Source organism: Stenotrophomonas sp. SORGH_AS_0282 (genome assembly GCF_030818125.1).
GTDB lineage: Bacteria > Pseudomonadota > Gammaproteobacteria > Xanthomonadales > Xanthomonadaceae > Stenotrophomonas > Stenotrophomonas rhizophila_A.
Genome location: NZ_JAUTAB010000001.1, coordinates 58,371 through 73,525, shown reverse-complemented (window position 1 = coordinate 73,525; position 15,155 = coordinate 58,371). Strand labels below are relative to the sequence as shown.

The window sequence follows — 15,155 nt, the reverse complement described above, 5'->3', positions numbered from 1 at the left end:
TTACTTGGTGATGTCCACACCCTTGGTTTCATGCAGGAACAGACCGCCGACCACGACCGTCATCAGCGCGATGATGATCGGGTACCACAGGCCGTAGTACAGGTTGCCGGTGCCGGCCACCAGCGCGAACGAGATCGCCGGCAGGAAGCCACCGAACCAGCCGTTGCCGATGTGGTACGGCAGCGACATCGAGGTGTAGCGGATGCGGGTCGGGAACAGCTCGACCAGGTAGGCTGCGATCGGGCCGTAGACCATGGTCACGTACAGCACCAGGATCCACAGCATGAGCACGGTGCCGGCGATGTTGATGCGCGCGTTGTCGGCCTTGGCCGGGTAACCGGCTGCGGTCAGCGCCGCCTTGAGTTCGCCACCGAAGGCATCGCCCTTGGCCTTGAGCTCATCCTTGGTCAGGCCAGCGGCCTCGAACGACGTCACCTGGCTGTTACCCACGCTCACCAGCGCCAGCGAACCGGCGGCGGCAGGCTGCACGTCGTACGGCACACCGGCCTTGGTCAGCGCGGCGGTAGCCACGTCGCAGGAGCTGGTGAACTTGCGCAGGCCGACCGGATCGAACTGGAACGAGCAGGTGTTCGGATCGGCGATGACCAGCGCCGGCGAATTGCTGCGGGCTTCTTCGATGGCCGGGTTGGCGAAGTGGGTCAGGCCCTTGAACACCGGGATGTAGGTCACCGCGGCCAACAGGCAGCCGGCCAGGATGATCTTCTTGCGGCCGATGCGATCGGACAGCCAGCCGAAGAAGATGAAGAACGGCGTACCCAGGGCCAGCGCGCCGGCGATCAGCAGGTAGGAGGTGGTGGCATCGACCTTGAGCATGCTGCTCAGGAAGAACAGCGCGTAGAACTGGCCGCCATACCACACCACGGCCTGGCCGGCTGCGGCGCCGAGCAGGACCAGCAGCATCAGCTTGAGGTTGCCGTCCTTGAGGCTGTCACGGAACGGGGTCTTGGAGCCCTTGCCTTCGGCCTTCATCTGCTGGAACAGCGGCGACTCGCTCAGCTGCAGGCGGATCCACACCGAGATGCCGAGCAGGATGATCGAGACCAGGAACGGAATGCGCCAGCCCCAGGCTTCAAATGCCTCGTTGCCCAGGAAGTAGCGGCAGGCCAGGATGATCAGCAGCGACATGAACAGGCCAAGCGTGGCCGTGCACTGGATGAAGCTGGTGTACAGGCCACGCTTGTCGGCCGGTGCATGCTCGGCCACGTAGGTCGCCGCGCCACCGTATTCGCCACCCATCGCCAGGCCCTGGGCCAGGCGCAGGACGATCAGGATTACCGGCGCCGCGAACCCGATCGACGCGTAGTTGGGCAGCACGCCGACCAGGAAGGTCGAGATGCCCATGATCAGGATCGTGACCAGGAAGGTGTACTTGCGGCCGATGCGGTCGCCGAGGCTGCCGAAGAAGGCCGCGCCGAACGGACGCACGAAGAAGCCGGCCGCGAAGGCCAGCAGCGCGAAGATCATGCCCGTGGTTTCATTGACCCCGCTGAAGAACTGCTTGGCGATGATCGCCGCCAGCGAGCCATACAGGAAGAAGTCATACCATTCGAACACGGTGCCAAGGCTGGACGCGAAGATGACCTTCTTGTGGCCCTTGGTAAGTTCTGCTTTTGCAGGTACGGGTGTGGTGGACATAAGACGCTTCCCCTCCGAAGCAATCATTGGTGGCAGGTGCCGACAATGCGTCGGCACCCATGCTTAAAAACTGTACTTCGTGGTGAACTGCACGCGGTTGATGTCGCCCTTGCGGCCATCTTCGATCTCGCGCACGCCGTACATGTACTCCGCGCCGATATCGACCTTGGGCATCGGCGTGTAGAAGATGTTGCCGCGGATGCTCTGCACGCTCTTGGTGACCAGCGGGCCCAGCACGCTGTCGTTGTCGTAGTCGCTGCGGGCGTAGATGAGGTTGGTGCGCAGCTTCGGGGTGAAGGCGTGGCGCCAGCCGACATAGCCGGCCAGCACGCCAGTGGGGTTGAGTTCGTCCTGGGCCACGTCGTAAGCCGTATCGGCGGTGACGCCCAGGCCAACGTAACGGGCGATGCCTTCGCCACCGCTGATCTGGTAGTGCAGCTGGTCGCTGCCGCCCATCACCCACTTGCCGCCCAGGGTCAGGCCGCCGCCGATCTTGTCGGCGTCGGCACCGGTGGCCTGGTTGTCGACCTTGAGCTGGCGCACGATACCGCCGACCCCGAAGGTGCCCCAGTCGCCCTTCCAGCCATAACGCAGGGTCAGGTCCGGCAGGGAGCCGCGGTCGCTGTTGCTGGCCACGTTGGTCCACGCCCCGGTGACGGGATTGCGGGTGCCGGTGAGCACGGTGGTTTCCGGGTTTTCCAGCGCGACGCTGAAGCCGCCCTGGGTGTAGCGGATCTGCGCCTGGCGCACGAACAGCACGCCGTCGGTGGGACCGACGAAATCGGCCGCTTCCGGCAGCGAGGCGGCGTCCATGAAGTTCGACCAGGTCTGGCCGGCCATCCAGTTGTTCCAATACATATACGCGTGGCGCAGGGTCACGCCGTAGGTATTGGTGGCGGTCTGGTTGCCCAGCGAGTTGCCGAAGAAGTCCATCTCGAAGAACGCGCCGGACTTGTTGCCCTTGTCCGAGACGTTGTCGATGCCCAGGTTGAAGCGCGAGAACTTGGCGTGGGCATTGAAGTCCACGTCGGAGCGCTCGCCGCTGCCGCCGGCACCGGCTACCGGGGTCTGGCCCGGCAGGTACAGCGCGCGACCGGTAGCGTCGTCGGCCAGCTGGCCATCGCCGGTCTGGGTGGCCAGGAAGTCGGCCTTGATGAAGCCGCCGATCTTGACCGTGGTGCCCGGCGCGGCGCCCGGGGTGATGGTGGTGACCTGGATCGGCTGCTTGCCGGCGGGCACGGTGGCGCCGGCAGGCTGTTGCGCCTGCACGGTCTTCACCGCGGTCACGTCGGTCTGGGCCTGGCTGATCTGGGTCTGTTGCTGCTGGGTGGTGGACAGCAGCAGCTGCACCTGGCGCTCCAGCTCGGCAACGCGCGCTTCCAGCTGCTTCTCTTTGGCGGTTTCGGCAAACGCCATGCCAGGCGCTACCAACGCGACCAACAAGCAGGTCGCCAACGGCTTGCGCATGGTCTTCAACATACGGGTACTCATGTTGCCCTCTCTCCCGGGTGGCAAAGTGATCGCCGCGTGTGGGGTCACGGTCGAGCCGAGCGTGCGGCCGGTTGACGCACCCCGGCTATTGGCAATTGGTCGAACCCGCTGTCACGACCAACGGCCGTGACCTGCCGGCAATCGCTCGTTACGACCAAGGTCTAACCATTCCCTTACCTCGTGGCGCGGTGGATGCGGCAAACTGAGCGGGATGAATCGCGGGTTATGCTGCGATCGCACAACCCAGTCCTAGTGCAAGTGAGGGTGCCATGGCCGATCTTTACCCCGTCAAGGCGGACGTTGCCGCCAAGGCGCGCATTGACAAGAACACTTACCAGCAGCTCTACCGCGAATCGGTGGACAACCCCGACGCGTTCTGGGGCAAGGCCGCCGAGCGGCTGGACTGGTACAGGAAGCCGTCCACGATCCGCAACGTCAGCTATCAGCTCGACGATTTCCGCATCAAGTGGTTCGAAGATGGCGAACTCAACGCCAGCGTGAACTGCCTGGACCGCCAGCTGGACAAGCGCGGCGACAAGGTCGCGCTGCTGTTCGAACCGGACAGCCCGGATGCGCCGTCGCAGGGCGTCACCTACCGCGAGCTGTATGAGCGCACCTGCCGCCTCGGCAACGCGCTGCGCAACCTGGGCGTCAAGAAGGGCGACCGGGTCACCATCTACCTGCCGATGATCGTCGACGCGGCCGTGGCCATGCTGGCCTGCGCGCGCATCGGTGCGATCCACTCGGTGGTGTTCGGCGGCTTCGCGCCCAATTCGATCGCCGACCGCGTGATCGACTGCGGCAGCAAGCTGATCATCACCGCCGACGAAGGCCTGCGTGGCGGGCGGAAGATCCCGCTGAAGGCCAACGTGGATGCCGCGCTGAAGCTGCCCGGCACCACCACGGTGGAAACCGTGCTGGTGGTGCGCCATACCGGCGGCGCGGTGGACATGCAGGCCCCGCGCGACCGCTGGTTCCACGACGTGGTGGACCCGCAGCCGGCACAGTGCGAACCGGAGCGGATGAACGCCGAAGATCCGCTGTTCATCCTCTACACCTCCGGTTCCACCGGCAAGCCCAAGGGCGTGCTGCACACCACCGGCGGCTACCTGCTGTACGCGGCCTACACCCATGAAGCGGTGTTCGACCTGCGCGAAGAGGACATCTACTGGTGCACCGCCGACGTAGGCTGGGTCACCGGGCACAGCTACATCGTGTACGGCCCGCTGGCCAACGGCGCTACCTCGCTGATGTTCGAAGGCGTGCCGAACTACCCCGACACCTCGCGCTTCTGGCAGGTGATCGACAAGCACCAGGTCAGCATCTTCTATACCGCACCTACCGCCATCCGTGCGTTGATGCGCGAAGGCGATGCACCGGTCAAGCGCACCTCGCGCGCCTCGCTGCGCCTGCTGGGCAGCGTCGGCGAGCCGATCAACCCGGAAGCCTGGCGCTGGTACTACGACGTGGTCGGCGATGGCCGCTGCCCGATCGTGGATACCTGGTGGCAGACCGAAACCGGCGGCATCCTGATTTCGCCGCTGCCCGGCGCGATCGATCTCAAGCCCGGGTCGGCCACCCTGCCCTTCTTCGGCGTGCAGCCGGCGCTGGTCAACGCCGATGGCGAGATCAAGGACGGTGCCACCGAAGGCAACCTGATCATCCGCGATTCGTGGCCGGGCCAGATGCGCACCGTCTACGGCGACCACCAGCGCTTCATCGACACCTACTTCCGCACCTACCCGGGTAGCTACTTCACCGGTGACGGCTGCCGTCGCGACGAGGACGGCTACTACTGGATCACCGGCCGCGTCGACGATGTCATCAACGTGTCCGGCCACCGCATCGGTACCGCCGAGGTGGAAAGCGCACTGGTCTCCCACCCGAAGGTGGCCGAAGCGGCCGTGGTCGGCTTCCCGCACGACATCAAGGGCCAGGGCATCTATGCCTACGTGACCCTGGTGGCCGACGAAACGCCGAGCGAGGAACTGCACAAGGAGCTGGTGGCGTGGGTGCGCAAGGAGATCGGCCCGATCGCCTCGCCCGACCACCTGCAGTGGGCACCGGGGCTGCCGAAGACCCGCTCGGGCAAGATCATGCGCCGCATCCTGCGCAAGATCGCCGAGAACGCACCCGACCAGCTGGGTGACACCTCGACCCTGGCCGACCCGTCGGTGGTGGCATCGCTGGTGGAAGAGCGTAAGGTCAAGTAATTGGTTCCCACCTCCCCCATGACAACCCTGCTGATCGCCGATGACCACCCCCTGTTCCGTGAAGCCCTGCGCGGCGCGGTGCAGCGGGTGATGCCGGGCGTGCTGCTGTACGAGGCCGACAGCGTGGAAGCGCTGTACCAGCTGGCCGACCAGCATGCCGATGCCGACCTGGTCCTGATGGACCTCAACATGCCCGGTGCGCAGGGCTTCAACGCGCTGGTGCACATGCGGGCGCTGCACCCGCAGTTGCCGGTGGTAGTGGTGTCCGCGCGCGAAGAGCCCACCGTAATGCGGCGGGCGCTGGACCACGGCGCGTTCGGGTTCATTCCCAAGTCGGCCGACTCGGACACCATCGGCCATGCGCTGGGCACGATCCTGGACGGCGAAACCTGGGCCCCGCCGGAGGCGCACAACGTGCCGCCGACCGGGCGCGAGGAACGCGAAGTCGGCCAGCGCCTGCGCGAGCTCACCCCGCAGCAGTTCCGGGTGCTGCAGATGCTCGGCGCTGGGCGACTCAACAAGCAGATTGCGTATGACCTCAATGTGTCCGAGGCGACCATCAAAGCGCATGTGACCGCGATCCTGCGCAAGCTGGGTGTGACCAACCGTACCCAGGCGGTGCTGATGGCCGGCAAGCTGACGCTGGATGACGAGCCGTTGGTGTTGCCGCCGGAGGAGGATTGATCGCGGATTGCGTGGCCGCGTGGCTGCGTCGTTGCGTCGTTACGGTAGAGCCGACTGTTAGTCGGCTGCGGAGACATGCAGCGGACTAACAGTCCGCTCTACCTTCGGCTGCGGAGACATGCAGCGGACTAACAGTCCGCTCTACCTTCGGCTGCGGAGACATGCAGCGGACTGACAGTCCGCTCTACCTGCTTCGGCTTATAGCCTAAGCTATACATCCCAGCACGCCCTGCGCAATTCGGCGATTTGGGCGGTAAACCGCGTTCGCGGTGCTAAGCTTCGCGTCCCCTTGGGGAGTAGCCTGTTTCCTGCTGAAGGAAACGCCCGCGTCAACATGCTCGGCCAGTGCGCCGTGGTGCGGGCAGCCAGTGATGGTTGGCGAGACCAGCGGTCCGCGTGCGCAACGACAGGTTGGGCGCGAACGTGGGCCGTTGTCCGTCATCGCCCAACCTGCACTGTCGTGTGATGTCCCCCATTTCGATGCTGTTGATCGGTTTTGCCATGTCCACCGATGCCTTCGCCGCGGCGATCGGCAAAGGCGCTGCCATGCGCAAGCCGCGTTTTCCCGATGCCCTGCGCGCCGGCCTCATCTTCGGTGTGATCGAAGGCCTTACGCCGGTGATCGGCTGGTTGCTCGGTCGCGCCGCGTCGTCCTACGTGCAGGCCTTCGACCACTGGATCGCCTTCGTGCTGCTCGGTGCACTGGGCGTGCACATGATCATCAACGGCGTGCGGCACGACCCGGACGATGACAGCGACGATCCCGACAAGCACCACGGTTTCTGGCACCTGGCCGTCACCGGCTTTGCCACCAGCATCGATGCCCTGGCCGTCGGCGTGGGCCTGGCCTTCCTGGACGTGCACATTGGCGTGATGGCGGCGGTGATCGGCCTGTGCACGCTGGTGATGGTCACCACCGGCATCATGCTGGGGCGGGTGCTGGGCGACATGATCGGCAGGCGCGCGGAGATCGTCGGCGGCGTGATCCTGATCCTGGTTGGCAGTGCCATCCTGTATGAGCACCTCAGCGGCGCCGCCGGCTGAGCAGCGCCGGGCGGCCGGGCCTCAGCTGCGTGGATCGTGGTAGTCGACGATGTCGACCAGTTCATGCCCGGCTGGGCCTTTGCGGTGCAGAAGCCGCCACACGTTGCGGCCGGGACTCTGCCGGCCCGCAAAGTGGATGTCGATGGCGAGGTAGTTCCTGCCGTGGTAACGCACCGGATGGCCGCACGGACGGTTCGCTGCGAGATCCTGCTCGATCCGTCTCAGTTCCCGGCAGGTACGACTGTCCGCGGGCAGTCCGGCCAGCTTTGCGCGCAGCAACGGCCCGCGGATGACCCGTTCGTGGTCAGCGTCTGCTGGCGCGGCGATGTGCGCCACGGGCGCGGCGCTGTCGTGGCTCACGTGCCGGCGCCGCGGCAGTCGGCGATGGGTTACATCCACCAGTGGACTGGTCGCCAGCGTTTCCACTGTTTCCCGGGCTCGGTCATGCAACGAATGCACGCGCATCTCGCCCTGGCATTCGTCGGTGGTGAACGCATGCGCATCACGCAGCGCGGTATTGGCAAGGTCCACGCGCAGGTACGGGCAGTGCAGCTGGCGCAGCACGGTGCCGGCGCGCGTGCCTGCCTGGTTCAGCGCGGTCGCGATGGCCGTGCCCTGCCCTTCGCGCGCGGCCACCAGGTAACACGCGTTGGCGTTGCGCTTGGCGAGCAGCATCACCGCACGATCGCGGCAATGGGTCAGGTAGAAGTGACGGATGACGCCTGCAATGAGCGGATTCGGTGGCACCCTGCGGGTCTGGCAGTATGCATTGAATTCACGGGCGACCCGGCTGAAATCCCGTTCCAGCTGCGCGGCGAGAGACTTCAACGCGTCCAGGTCATCAACACTGGTGCCGGCCTCATGCAGCAGCTCGCGCACGGCCGGGTAGTCGACCAGCGCCTTCTCATGCGGCTGCAGTTGCCGCGCAGGCTTGTCGGGATCCAGCCATCGCATCGCGTTGGTGCAGCCGATCCCCATCCAGCCGGAGATCAACGCGGGCTTCACGATCTCGGCAACGCTCCATGCGGGACCGGCGGCATTGGTGCAACCGCGGAAGACCAGCTCGAATCCTGCGCCCACCACGACACCCAACGTGCCTGCGAGTGGAATCGCCGCGCCGGAATGCAGCGGGGTGGCAAGAAGGGAACGCAGCGAGGGAACGGGCACGGAAACTCCGCAGCAGGTGGTGGGCGGCGCAGCATAGACAGCGCGACGGCACCAGCGTGCTGCGGCTGTCGCCTTCAACCTTGGAGGGTCGAGTGCGCCGCCAGGTACGCACGCAGCGAGGCCGGCTTGATCGGCTTGGTCAGCAGGCGGTAACCCCGCTCGCGCGCCATGCGCTTGAGTTCGTCGCGCCCATCGGCAGTGAGCAGCGCGCCGGGAATGTCGCGCCCGGCGCGCTCGCGTAGCGCCACCAGCGTGTCCAGTCCATCCAGGCGGTCGTGCAGGTGGTAATCGACCAGCATCACGTCCGGCTGCGCCTGCACTTCCTCCAGCGCCTGGTCCACGGTGCTGGCAGTGATCACCTGCACCTGCCAGCGGCCCAGCAACGCGCGCATGCCGTCAAGGATTTCCTGGTCGTTGTCCACGCACAGCACGCGCATGCCGGCCAGCGAATCGGTGCGGGTGCTGTGCTCGGGCACGCTGGCCTGCGCGTCGCTGGCCGGTAGATCCGGCACCTGCGCACGGGGCAGCAGGATCGAGAACATGCTGCCGCTGCCCACCTGGCTGCGCGCATTGAGGCGGTGGTCGAGCAGGCGCGAGATGCGCTGGCAGATAGACAGGCCCAGCCCCAGCCCCTGCTCGCCCCAGTCGAACGGCTGCTGGTAGCGGTGGAACTCGTTGAAGATCTGCTGCATGTGGTGCTCGGGGATGCCCGGCCCGGTATCCCACACCTGCAGTTCGATCTCGTCGCGGCGGTGACGCACGGCCAGCACGATGCGGCCCTGGCGGGTGTAGCGCAGCGCATTGGCCAGGAAGTTCTGCAGCACCCGGCGCAGCAGGCGGCGGTCACTGCGCACCCAGGCCGGGCGCGCGAACAGGTCCAGGCGCAGGCCGCGCCCGGCCGCCACCGGCGAGTACTGCGCGGCCAGTTCGCGCATCAGCAGGCTCACGTCGAAATCGCCGATCACCGGGTGGAGCCCGCCGGCATCCAGCCGCGACACGTCCAGCAGCCCGTCCAGCAGTTCTTCGGCGGCACGCAGGGAGGCGTCCACGCGCTCTGCCAGGTGCCGCTGTTCATCGTTGTTGTGGTGGCTGTCGCGCAATGCCGAGGCGAACAGGCGCGCTGCGTTCAGCGGCTGCAGCACGTCATGGCTGATTGCGGCCAGGAAACGGGTCTTGGACTGCTGCGCCACTTCGGCTTCATGCGAACGTTCGGCCACGCGCTGTTCCAGCGTCTCATTGGCTTCCAGCAGTGCGGTCTCGGCGTGCTTGTAGTCGGTGATGTCGTTGTAGCTGGTGACATAGCCGCCGCCGGGCAGCGCCTGGCCGCGCATCTCGATCACCCGGCCATCGCTGCGGGTGCGCTCGAAGATGTGCGGCGAACCGGCGCGCATGTAGCCGATGCGGCGGTTGATCTGCACGTCGATATCGCCCTCGCCCAGCTCGCCACGCTCGGCGTTGTAGCGGATCAGGTCGGCCACCGGGCGGCCCACGTACAACATGCCATCGGGGTAGCCGAACATCTGCTGGTAGCGGCGGTTCCACGCGGTCAGGCGCATGTCCGGATCAACCACGCTGACCCCGGCACTGATGTTTTCCAGCGTGGTGGACAGGATCTCGCGGTTGAAGCGCAGTTCCTGCCCGGCCTCATCGAGTACCGCCACCACTTCGCCCAGGTCCATGCCCGAGCCGCGCAGCAGGCTGGTCAGCAGCAGGCGCGCGGAGGCCGCGCCGATCGAGGCGGCCAGCAGGCGTTCGGTGAACTGCACCCAGGCCCGGTCCGCCGGGGCCGAGGCCTGCAGCTCGCGGCCCAACGACTGCGCCTGCTCGAAGAACGACCGGCGCGCATGGCGGTCGCCGACCACGCGCGAGGCCAGCGCCAGCAGGTCGCCCACATGCACATGGCCCGGCCAGGCACCGGCCACGGAGGGACGCTCGGCATACGGGTCCAGGAACGGCGCGGCGCGTAGGCGCTCGTCCACGCCCGGGCGCCAGCGCACCGACACCAGCAGCATCGCGGCGGCGTTGATCAGCAGCGACCAGAACGTGCCATGGGTGAGCGGGTCCCAGCTGGTCATGCCGAACAGCCCCTGCGGCCGCAGCCAGGCAATGCCGAACGGTCCGTCGCTCAGCCAGGCCGCATCCATCCAGCCGGCGTGGGTCAGCGCCGGCAGCAGCAGGGTGTAGATCCAGGTGCCGAAGCCGAGCAGGATGCCGGTCTCCACGCCCCGGCGGCTGGCACCGCGCCAGTACAGGCCGCCGATCAGGCCCGGCGCAAACTGGGCCACCGCGGCGAATGCCATCAGCCCGTACGAGGCCAGCGTGCTGTCGTTGCTGCTGCCGCGGTAGTAGCTGTACGCGGCCAGGGCCAACAGCAGGATCGCCATGCGGCGGATCCACAACACCCGCGAAGCGACGTCCGCCGCTTCCTGGTGGTCGCCACTGCGGCGCAGCAGCACCGGCATCACCAGGTCGTTGCTGACCATGGTGGCCAGCGCGATGGACGACACGATGACCATGCCGGTGGCAGCCGAGAAGCCGCCCACGTAGGCCACCAGCGCCAGGAATTTACGGCCTTCGGCCAACGGCAGGGCCAGCACCATGCTGTCGTCGGCGATGCTGCCGCCGGTGCCGAACAGGGTCACACCGGCCGTGGCGATCGGAATCACCATCGCCGAAATGATGATCAGGTAGCCGCCGAACATCCACCGCGCGCGGCGCACATCGCGCACGTCGCCGCATTCCACCACCGCCACGTGGAACTGGCGCGGCAGGCACACGATGGCCAGGAAACTGAGCAGCGTCTGCGAGATGAAGCCGACCGGCGGCAGCCCGGTGAACAGCGTATGCGCGCTGCGCACCACGGTTTCGCCGCGGTCGGCCAGCCACAGGTAGGCGAACAGGCCCAGCGCCACCATCGCGATCAGCTTGATCATCGATTCCAGCGCGATGGCGAGCATCATGCCGTGGTGGTGTTCAGTGGCGTCGACCTGGCGCGTGCCGAACAGCGTGGCGAACAGCGCCATCAACAGCGCCACGTACAGCGCCGGGTCGCTGAACCAGCCGGTGGGCCCGACGCTGCCGGTCAGCACCTGCAGGCTCATCGCCACGGCTTTGTACTGCAGGGCGAGGTAGGGAACGATGCCGATCAGCGCGATCACCGCCACCAGTGCGGCCAGCCGGCGCGAGCGGCCGAACCGCGAGGAGATGAAATCGGCGATGGACACCACGTTCTGGCTGCGCGCGATCAGCGCCAGCCGCTCGATGATGCGCCAGCCAAACAGCAGCAGCAGCAGCGGGCCCAGGTAAATCGGCAGGTAGCCGATGCCGTTGCGCACCGCCGTGCCCACCGCCCCGTAGAAGGTCCACGACGAGCAGTACACCGCCAGCGCCAGGCTGTAGACCACCGGGCGCAGCCACGGACGGTCGGGGTACATGGGACGGCGGTCGCCCCACCAGGCCACGCCGAACAACAGGGCGGCATAGGCCACCGACACCAGCAGCAGGATCCAGCTAGAAACCACGGGCATGTTTCCGCAAGCGCAGGCCGCAGTGTAGCCGCTGCACGCCCCTGCTCACGCCGCCAGCGGACGCGACGGCAGCTGCAGGTCGATCCGGGTGCCCTCGCCCGGGCGGCTGTGCACCTGCACCGCACCGCCGGCCGCCTCCACCAGGCTGGCAGTCACCGCCAGGCCCAGGCCGGTACCCTGTCCCACCGGCTTGGTGGTGAAGAACGGTTCCAGGCAGCGCGCGCGCACCGTTTCGCTCATGCCTTGGCCGGTGTCCTGCAACTGCAGGACCACGCGTCCGTCGGTATCGGGCGGCTGCAGGCGCAGCGTGAACCGGCCACCGTCGGGCATGGCCTGGCTGGCATTGACCGCCAGGCTGAGCAGGATCGATTCGAGCTGGGCCGGGTCGAAGTGGATCAGCCGCTGCACGTCGCCGGTTTCCACTTCGCAGTGCACGCGGTCATCGAACACCTGCTGCAGCGTGGGCGCGATCGCCGCCAGCGTGGCGGCCGCGTCCAGCAGCTGCGGTCGGCCCGGCTCGAGCCGGCTGAAATCCAGCAGGCGCCGGCTCACCGCGCTGGCCCGCCGGGTCGCCGAATCCGCGCCCTGCAGGGCCGCCTGCAGGGTCTCGCCCTCGCTGCGCCGCGCCTTGGCCACGTAGCCCTCGATGAGCGCCAGCAGGTGGTTGAAATCGTGCGCGATGCCGCTGGCCAGACGACCTACGTTGTCCATCTTCATGGCATGCACGAGCTGGTCGCGCGAACGCTCGCGGGCCTGCATCTCCACCTGCAGCTCGTCGCGCTTGCGGGCAAGTTCCTGGCTGCGCTGGTGGGCTTCCTGCAGGCTTTCACGCAGGCCGGTCACGCTGTGGTGGAGCAGCCAGGCAGTCATGACGGTGCCGAATGCCGACACTGCCAGGTCACTGGTCGAGTGCAGCACCCGGTCGGTCCGGAACAGCCCCGACGCCGCGTCGACCCAGCCGCCCAAGGCCATCAGCCCGCACAGCCATGCCGCGGTCCAGGCCAGCGGACGGCGGCCAAGCACCGCCGCCACCAGCAGCACCGGCACCAGCTGCACCAGCTGCACCCGCAGCTGGGCGGCCAGTCCCCAGTACCCGTAGGCCAGCACCAGCAGCAGCAGTTCACCGGCCAGGAACACCACGGCGGCATGCAGGCTGCGGCCGGCCCGGTGCTCGATCAGGCACAGCAGGCACAACAGCAGGTGGGCGGCGGCCATGGCCGGGACCATCATGTCCAGGCCCGCCCCGAGCCGAAACGCCGTCCACGCCGCCAGCAACGGGTGGTACAGCCCCACCAGCAGCAGCAGGCTGCCCAGCATGGCATCGGTACGCCGACCCAGCCCGGCAGGGCGTTCAGCAGCGGCGGCGCGGGTGGAAGGCGACGACTCGGGCATGCGGCAGGGAATGGCAGGCGGCGCCGGCGCGCGGCGGCAACATCGGTATATTAGCAGTGCGCTGTAGATCGTCTGCACTCGACCGGGGAAGTCGTTGTCGCCATGCCTATGTTGTCGCTAGTCCGGCGCGGACTGCCTGCGCTTGCCGTTGTGCTGTCCCTGGCCGCGCTGCCCGCACAGGCGCAGCGCCCGCTCGACGCGGCGGCGCAGATCGCGCAGGTGGAACAGTGCCATGCCCTGCTCACCAGCGAACCGCAGGCCTCGCTGCAGCTCGCCCGCAGCCTGTTGGCCGCGCCCTCGCTGTCCACCTCGATGGAAATCGGCGCGGTCGGCTGCCTGGGGGTGGCGCTGCGGGCGCTGGGGCAGCTGGACCAGACCACCGACCTGCCCGACCGCCTGCTGGCGGCCGCGGCGCGCGCCGACGCCAGCCCCGACGATATCCAGCGCGCCCGGACCATGGCCGCGCACCTGCTGCTGTGGCGCGGCGACCACGCGCGCGCGCTCGGCTTGACCGGCACCCTGCTGGACGATGCGGTGCGGCAACGCGACGTGCAGGGCCAGATCGGCGCGTTGATGCAGATCGCGATGATCCGTGGCGACGCGATGGGCGATGCCGAAGGCGCCCTCACCTACCTGCACAAGGCCACGCAGCTCAGCGACCACCTGCACCGGCCGCCGAACCCGGGCGACCTGATCCTGTACTACAACTATGGGTATGCGCTGCTGATGCTGCAGCGGTACGAGGAAGCCTCCGCAGCCTTCAAGCGCGCTGAAGCGATCGGAACGCGGCTGAGCGGCCAGGACGTGTTCCTGCATCGCATCGCCAGCCATCGCGCCGAAATCCTGCGCGTGTCGGGGCAGCGGGAGGCCGCCGAGGCCGCGCTGCGCGGCGTGCTGGCCTGGCAGGGAAAGCAGGATCCGCAGGGCCAGGTGGTGACCCTGCAGCGCCTGGCACGGCTGGCGATGGACCGGGGCAACGCCGCAGTGGCGCTGCCGCTGGCCACCCAGGCACAGGGCCTGGCAGAGCACGGGCGGTTCGTGGAAGAAGTCCGCAACGGCCTGGACCTGCTCGGTGACATCCACACCCTGCTGGGTCACCGCGAGCAGGCGCTGCAGTACGTGCGCCAGGGCCGCGCGATGGACCAGGCGCGCAGCAAGGGCGAGACCCTCACCCAGCTGGCCAGGCTGCAGGCCTCGGCCGAACGCAGCATCCATCCCGCCCAGGTCAATGCCGAACAGGACCTGGGCCGGGTGCGCGTGCTGCGCAACAGCGCGGTGATCGCTTTCCTCACCGTAGCGGTGATTGCCACGGTGCTCGTGCTGCGGCTGCGCCAGCAGCGTGGCCAGCTCACCGCGCTCAGCCGGACCGACAGCGTCACCGGGCTGCCCAACCGCCGCGAGGCCGAGCGCAGGCTCGACGAACGCGCCGCAGGCCACGACGGCGCAGCGCGCAGCGCGCTCCTGCTGATCGAACTGGACGACTTCAAAGCGCTGAACGAGCGCCATGGACAAGCAGCCGGCGACAGCGTGCTGCGTGCCGTGGGCGAATGCCTGCGTGCGGCCTGCGACCGGCACGACCTGCTGGCACGCTGGGGCGGCGCGGCCTTCCTGGTGGCGCGCCACGACACCGGCGCGGAAGCGGCACAGGCCCTGGCCGGGCACCTGCGGCTGGCCATCGAGCGGCTGGTGGTGGATCTTGCCCCCGGTCAGCACCTGACCCTGACCGCCAGCGTGGGCATGGCACCCCTGCCGTTGTTCGACGATGCACCGGCGGAGCGGGATGACAGCCTGCGCGCTGCCGATCGTGCACTGCAGGGCGCCCGCCAGGGCGGGCGCAATGCATGGGCAGCGATATGGGGCGAAGACGGGACCCAGGCACCGCATCTGTATGCGGTGCTGGGAAATCCGGAAGAGGCCGCGGCGGCCGGGTGGGTGCGTCTCAGCGGCAGCCGGCCCATTCGCTGGGATGTGTGATGGATCC

The 15,155-nt window shown here is 67.7% G+C and carries 9 protein-coding genes and 1 riboswitch; of the genes, 4 read left to right on the top strand and 5 right to left on the bottom strand.

Features of this window, described 5'->3' with window-relative positions; genetic code table 11:
- Nucleotides 1-1,656 carry an MFS transporter gene (locus tag QE395_RS00220; protein WP_210131373.1) on the bottom strand — a complete coding sequence of 552 codons (1,656 nt, stop codon included), beginning with the start codon at nucleotides 1,654-1,656 and terminating at the stop codon, nucleotides 1-3.
- Nucleotides 1,657-1,719: 63 nt separating this feature from the next.
- Nucleotides 1,720-3,147: a DcaP family trimeric outer membrane transporter gene (locus tag QE395_RS00215; RefSeq protein WP_068847879.1), complete on the bottom strand. Its 1,428-nt coding sequence runs from the start codon at nucleotides 3,145-3,147 to the stop codon at nucleotides 1,720-1,722.
- 269 nt (nucleotides 3,148-3,416) lie between these two features.
- On the opposite strand from QE395_RS00215, the gene acs reads away from it, so the two are divergent.
- The 3 genes from acs to mntP all read left to right on the top strand — a co-directional run bounded on the left by acs (nucleotide 3,417) and on the right by mntP (nucleotide 7,088).
- Entirely contained in the window at nucleotides 3,417-5,360 is a 1,944-nt protein-coding gene (gene acs / locus QE395_RS00210) for an acetate--CoA ligase (RefSeq protein ID WP_095363282.1), read from the top strand.
- A gap of 18 nt (nucleotides 5,361-5,378) precedes the next feature.
- The gene (locus QE395_RS00205) at nucleotides 5,379-6,044 is read left to right on the top strand and encodes a response regulator transcription factor (protein ID WP_068847883.1); all 666 of its coding nucleotides are present in this window, start codon (nucleotides 5,379-5,381) and stop codon (nucleotides 6,042-6,044) included.
- A gap of 285 nt (nucleotides 6,045-6,329) precedes the next feature.
- A riboswitch (yybP-ykoY riboswitch) is annotated at nucleotides 6,330-6,500 on the top strand.
- Between the two features lie 9 nt (nucleotides 6,501-6,509).
- Nucleotides 6,510-7,088, top strand: a complete 579-nt coding sequence (gene mntP, locus QE395_RS00200; RefSeq protein ID WP_306987237.1) for a manganese efflux pump MntP — start codon at nucleotides 6,510-6,512, stop codon at nucleotides 7,086-7,088.
- Between the two features lie 21 nt (nucleotides 7,089-7,109).
- Here the strand turns inward: mntP and QE395_RS00195 are convergent, their stop codons facing one another.
- The 3 genes from QE395_RS00195 to QE395_RS00185 are packed head-to-tail and all read right to left on the bottom strand — an operon-like array spanning nucleotide 7,110 to nucleotide 13,174.
- Nucleotides 7,110-8,333: a hypothetical protein gene (locus tag QE395_RS00195; RefSeq protein ID WP_306987236.1), complete on the bottom strand. Its 1,224-nt coding sequence runs from the start codon at nucleotides 8,331-8,333 to the stop codon at nucleotides 7,110-7,112.
- A complete protein-coding gene (locus tag QE395_RS00190; protein ID WP_068847889.1) occupies nucleotides 8,330-11,776 on the bottom strand; it encodes a PAS domain-containing hybrid sensor histidine kinase/response regulator in 3,447 nt (1,148 codons plus the stop codon). Before QE395_RS00190 ends, QE395_RS00195 begins: the two co-directional genes overlap by 4 nt.
- 51 nt (nucleotides 11,777-11,827) lie before the next feature.
- A complete protein-coding gene (locus tag QE395_RS00185; RefSeq protein ID WP_306987235.1) occupies nucleotides 11,828-13,174 on the bottom strand; it encodes an ATP-binding protein in 1,347 nt (448 codons plus the stop codon).
- A 102-nt stretch (nucleotides 13,175-13,276) separates the two neighbouring features.
- On the opposite strand from QE395_RS00185, the gene QE395_RS00180 reads away from it, so the two are divergent.
- Nucleotides 13,277-15,148 (top strand): tetratricopeptide repeat-containing diguanylate cyclase, encoded by a 1,872-nt coding sequence (locus QE395_RS00180; RefSeq protein WP_306987234.1) that lies wholly within the window; start codon nucleotides 13,277-13,279, stop codon nucleotides 15,146-15,148.
- Nucleotides 15,149-15,155: the final 7 nt, after the last annotated feature.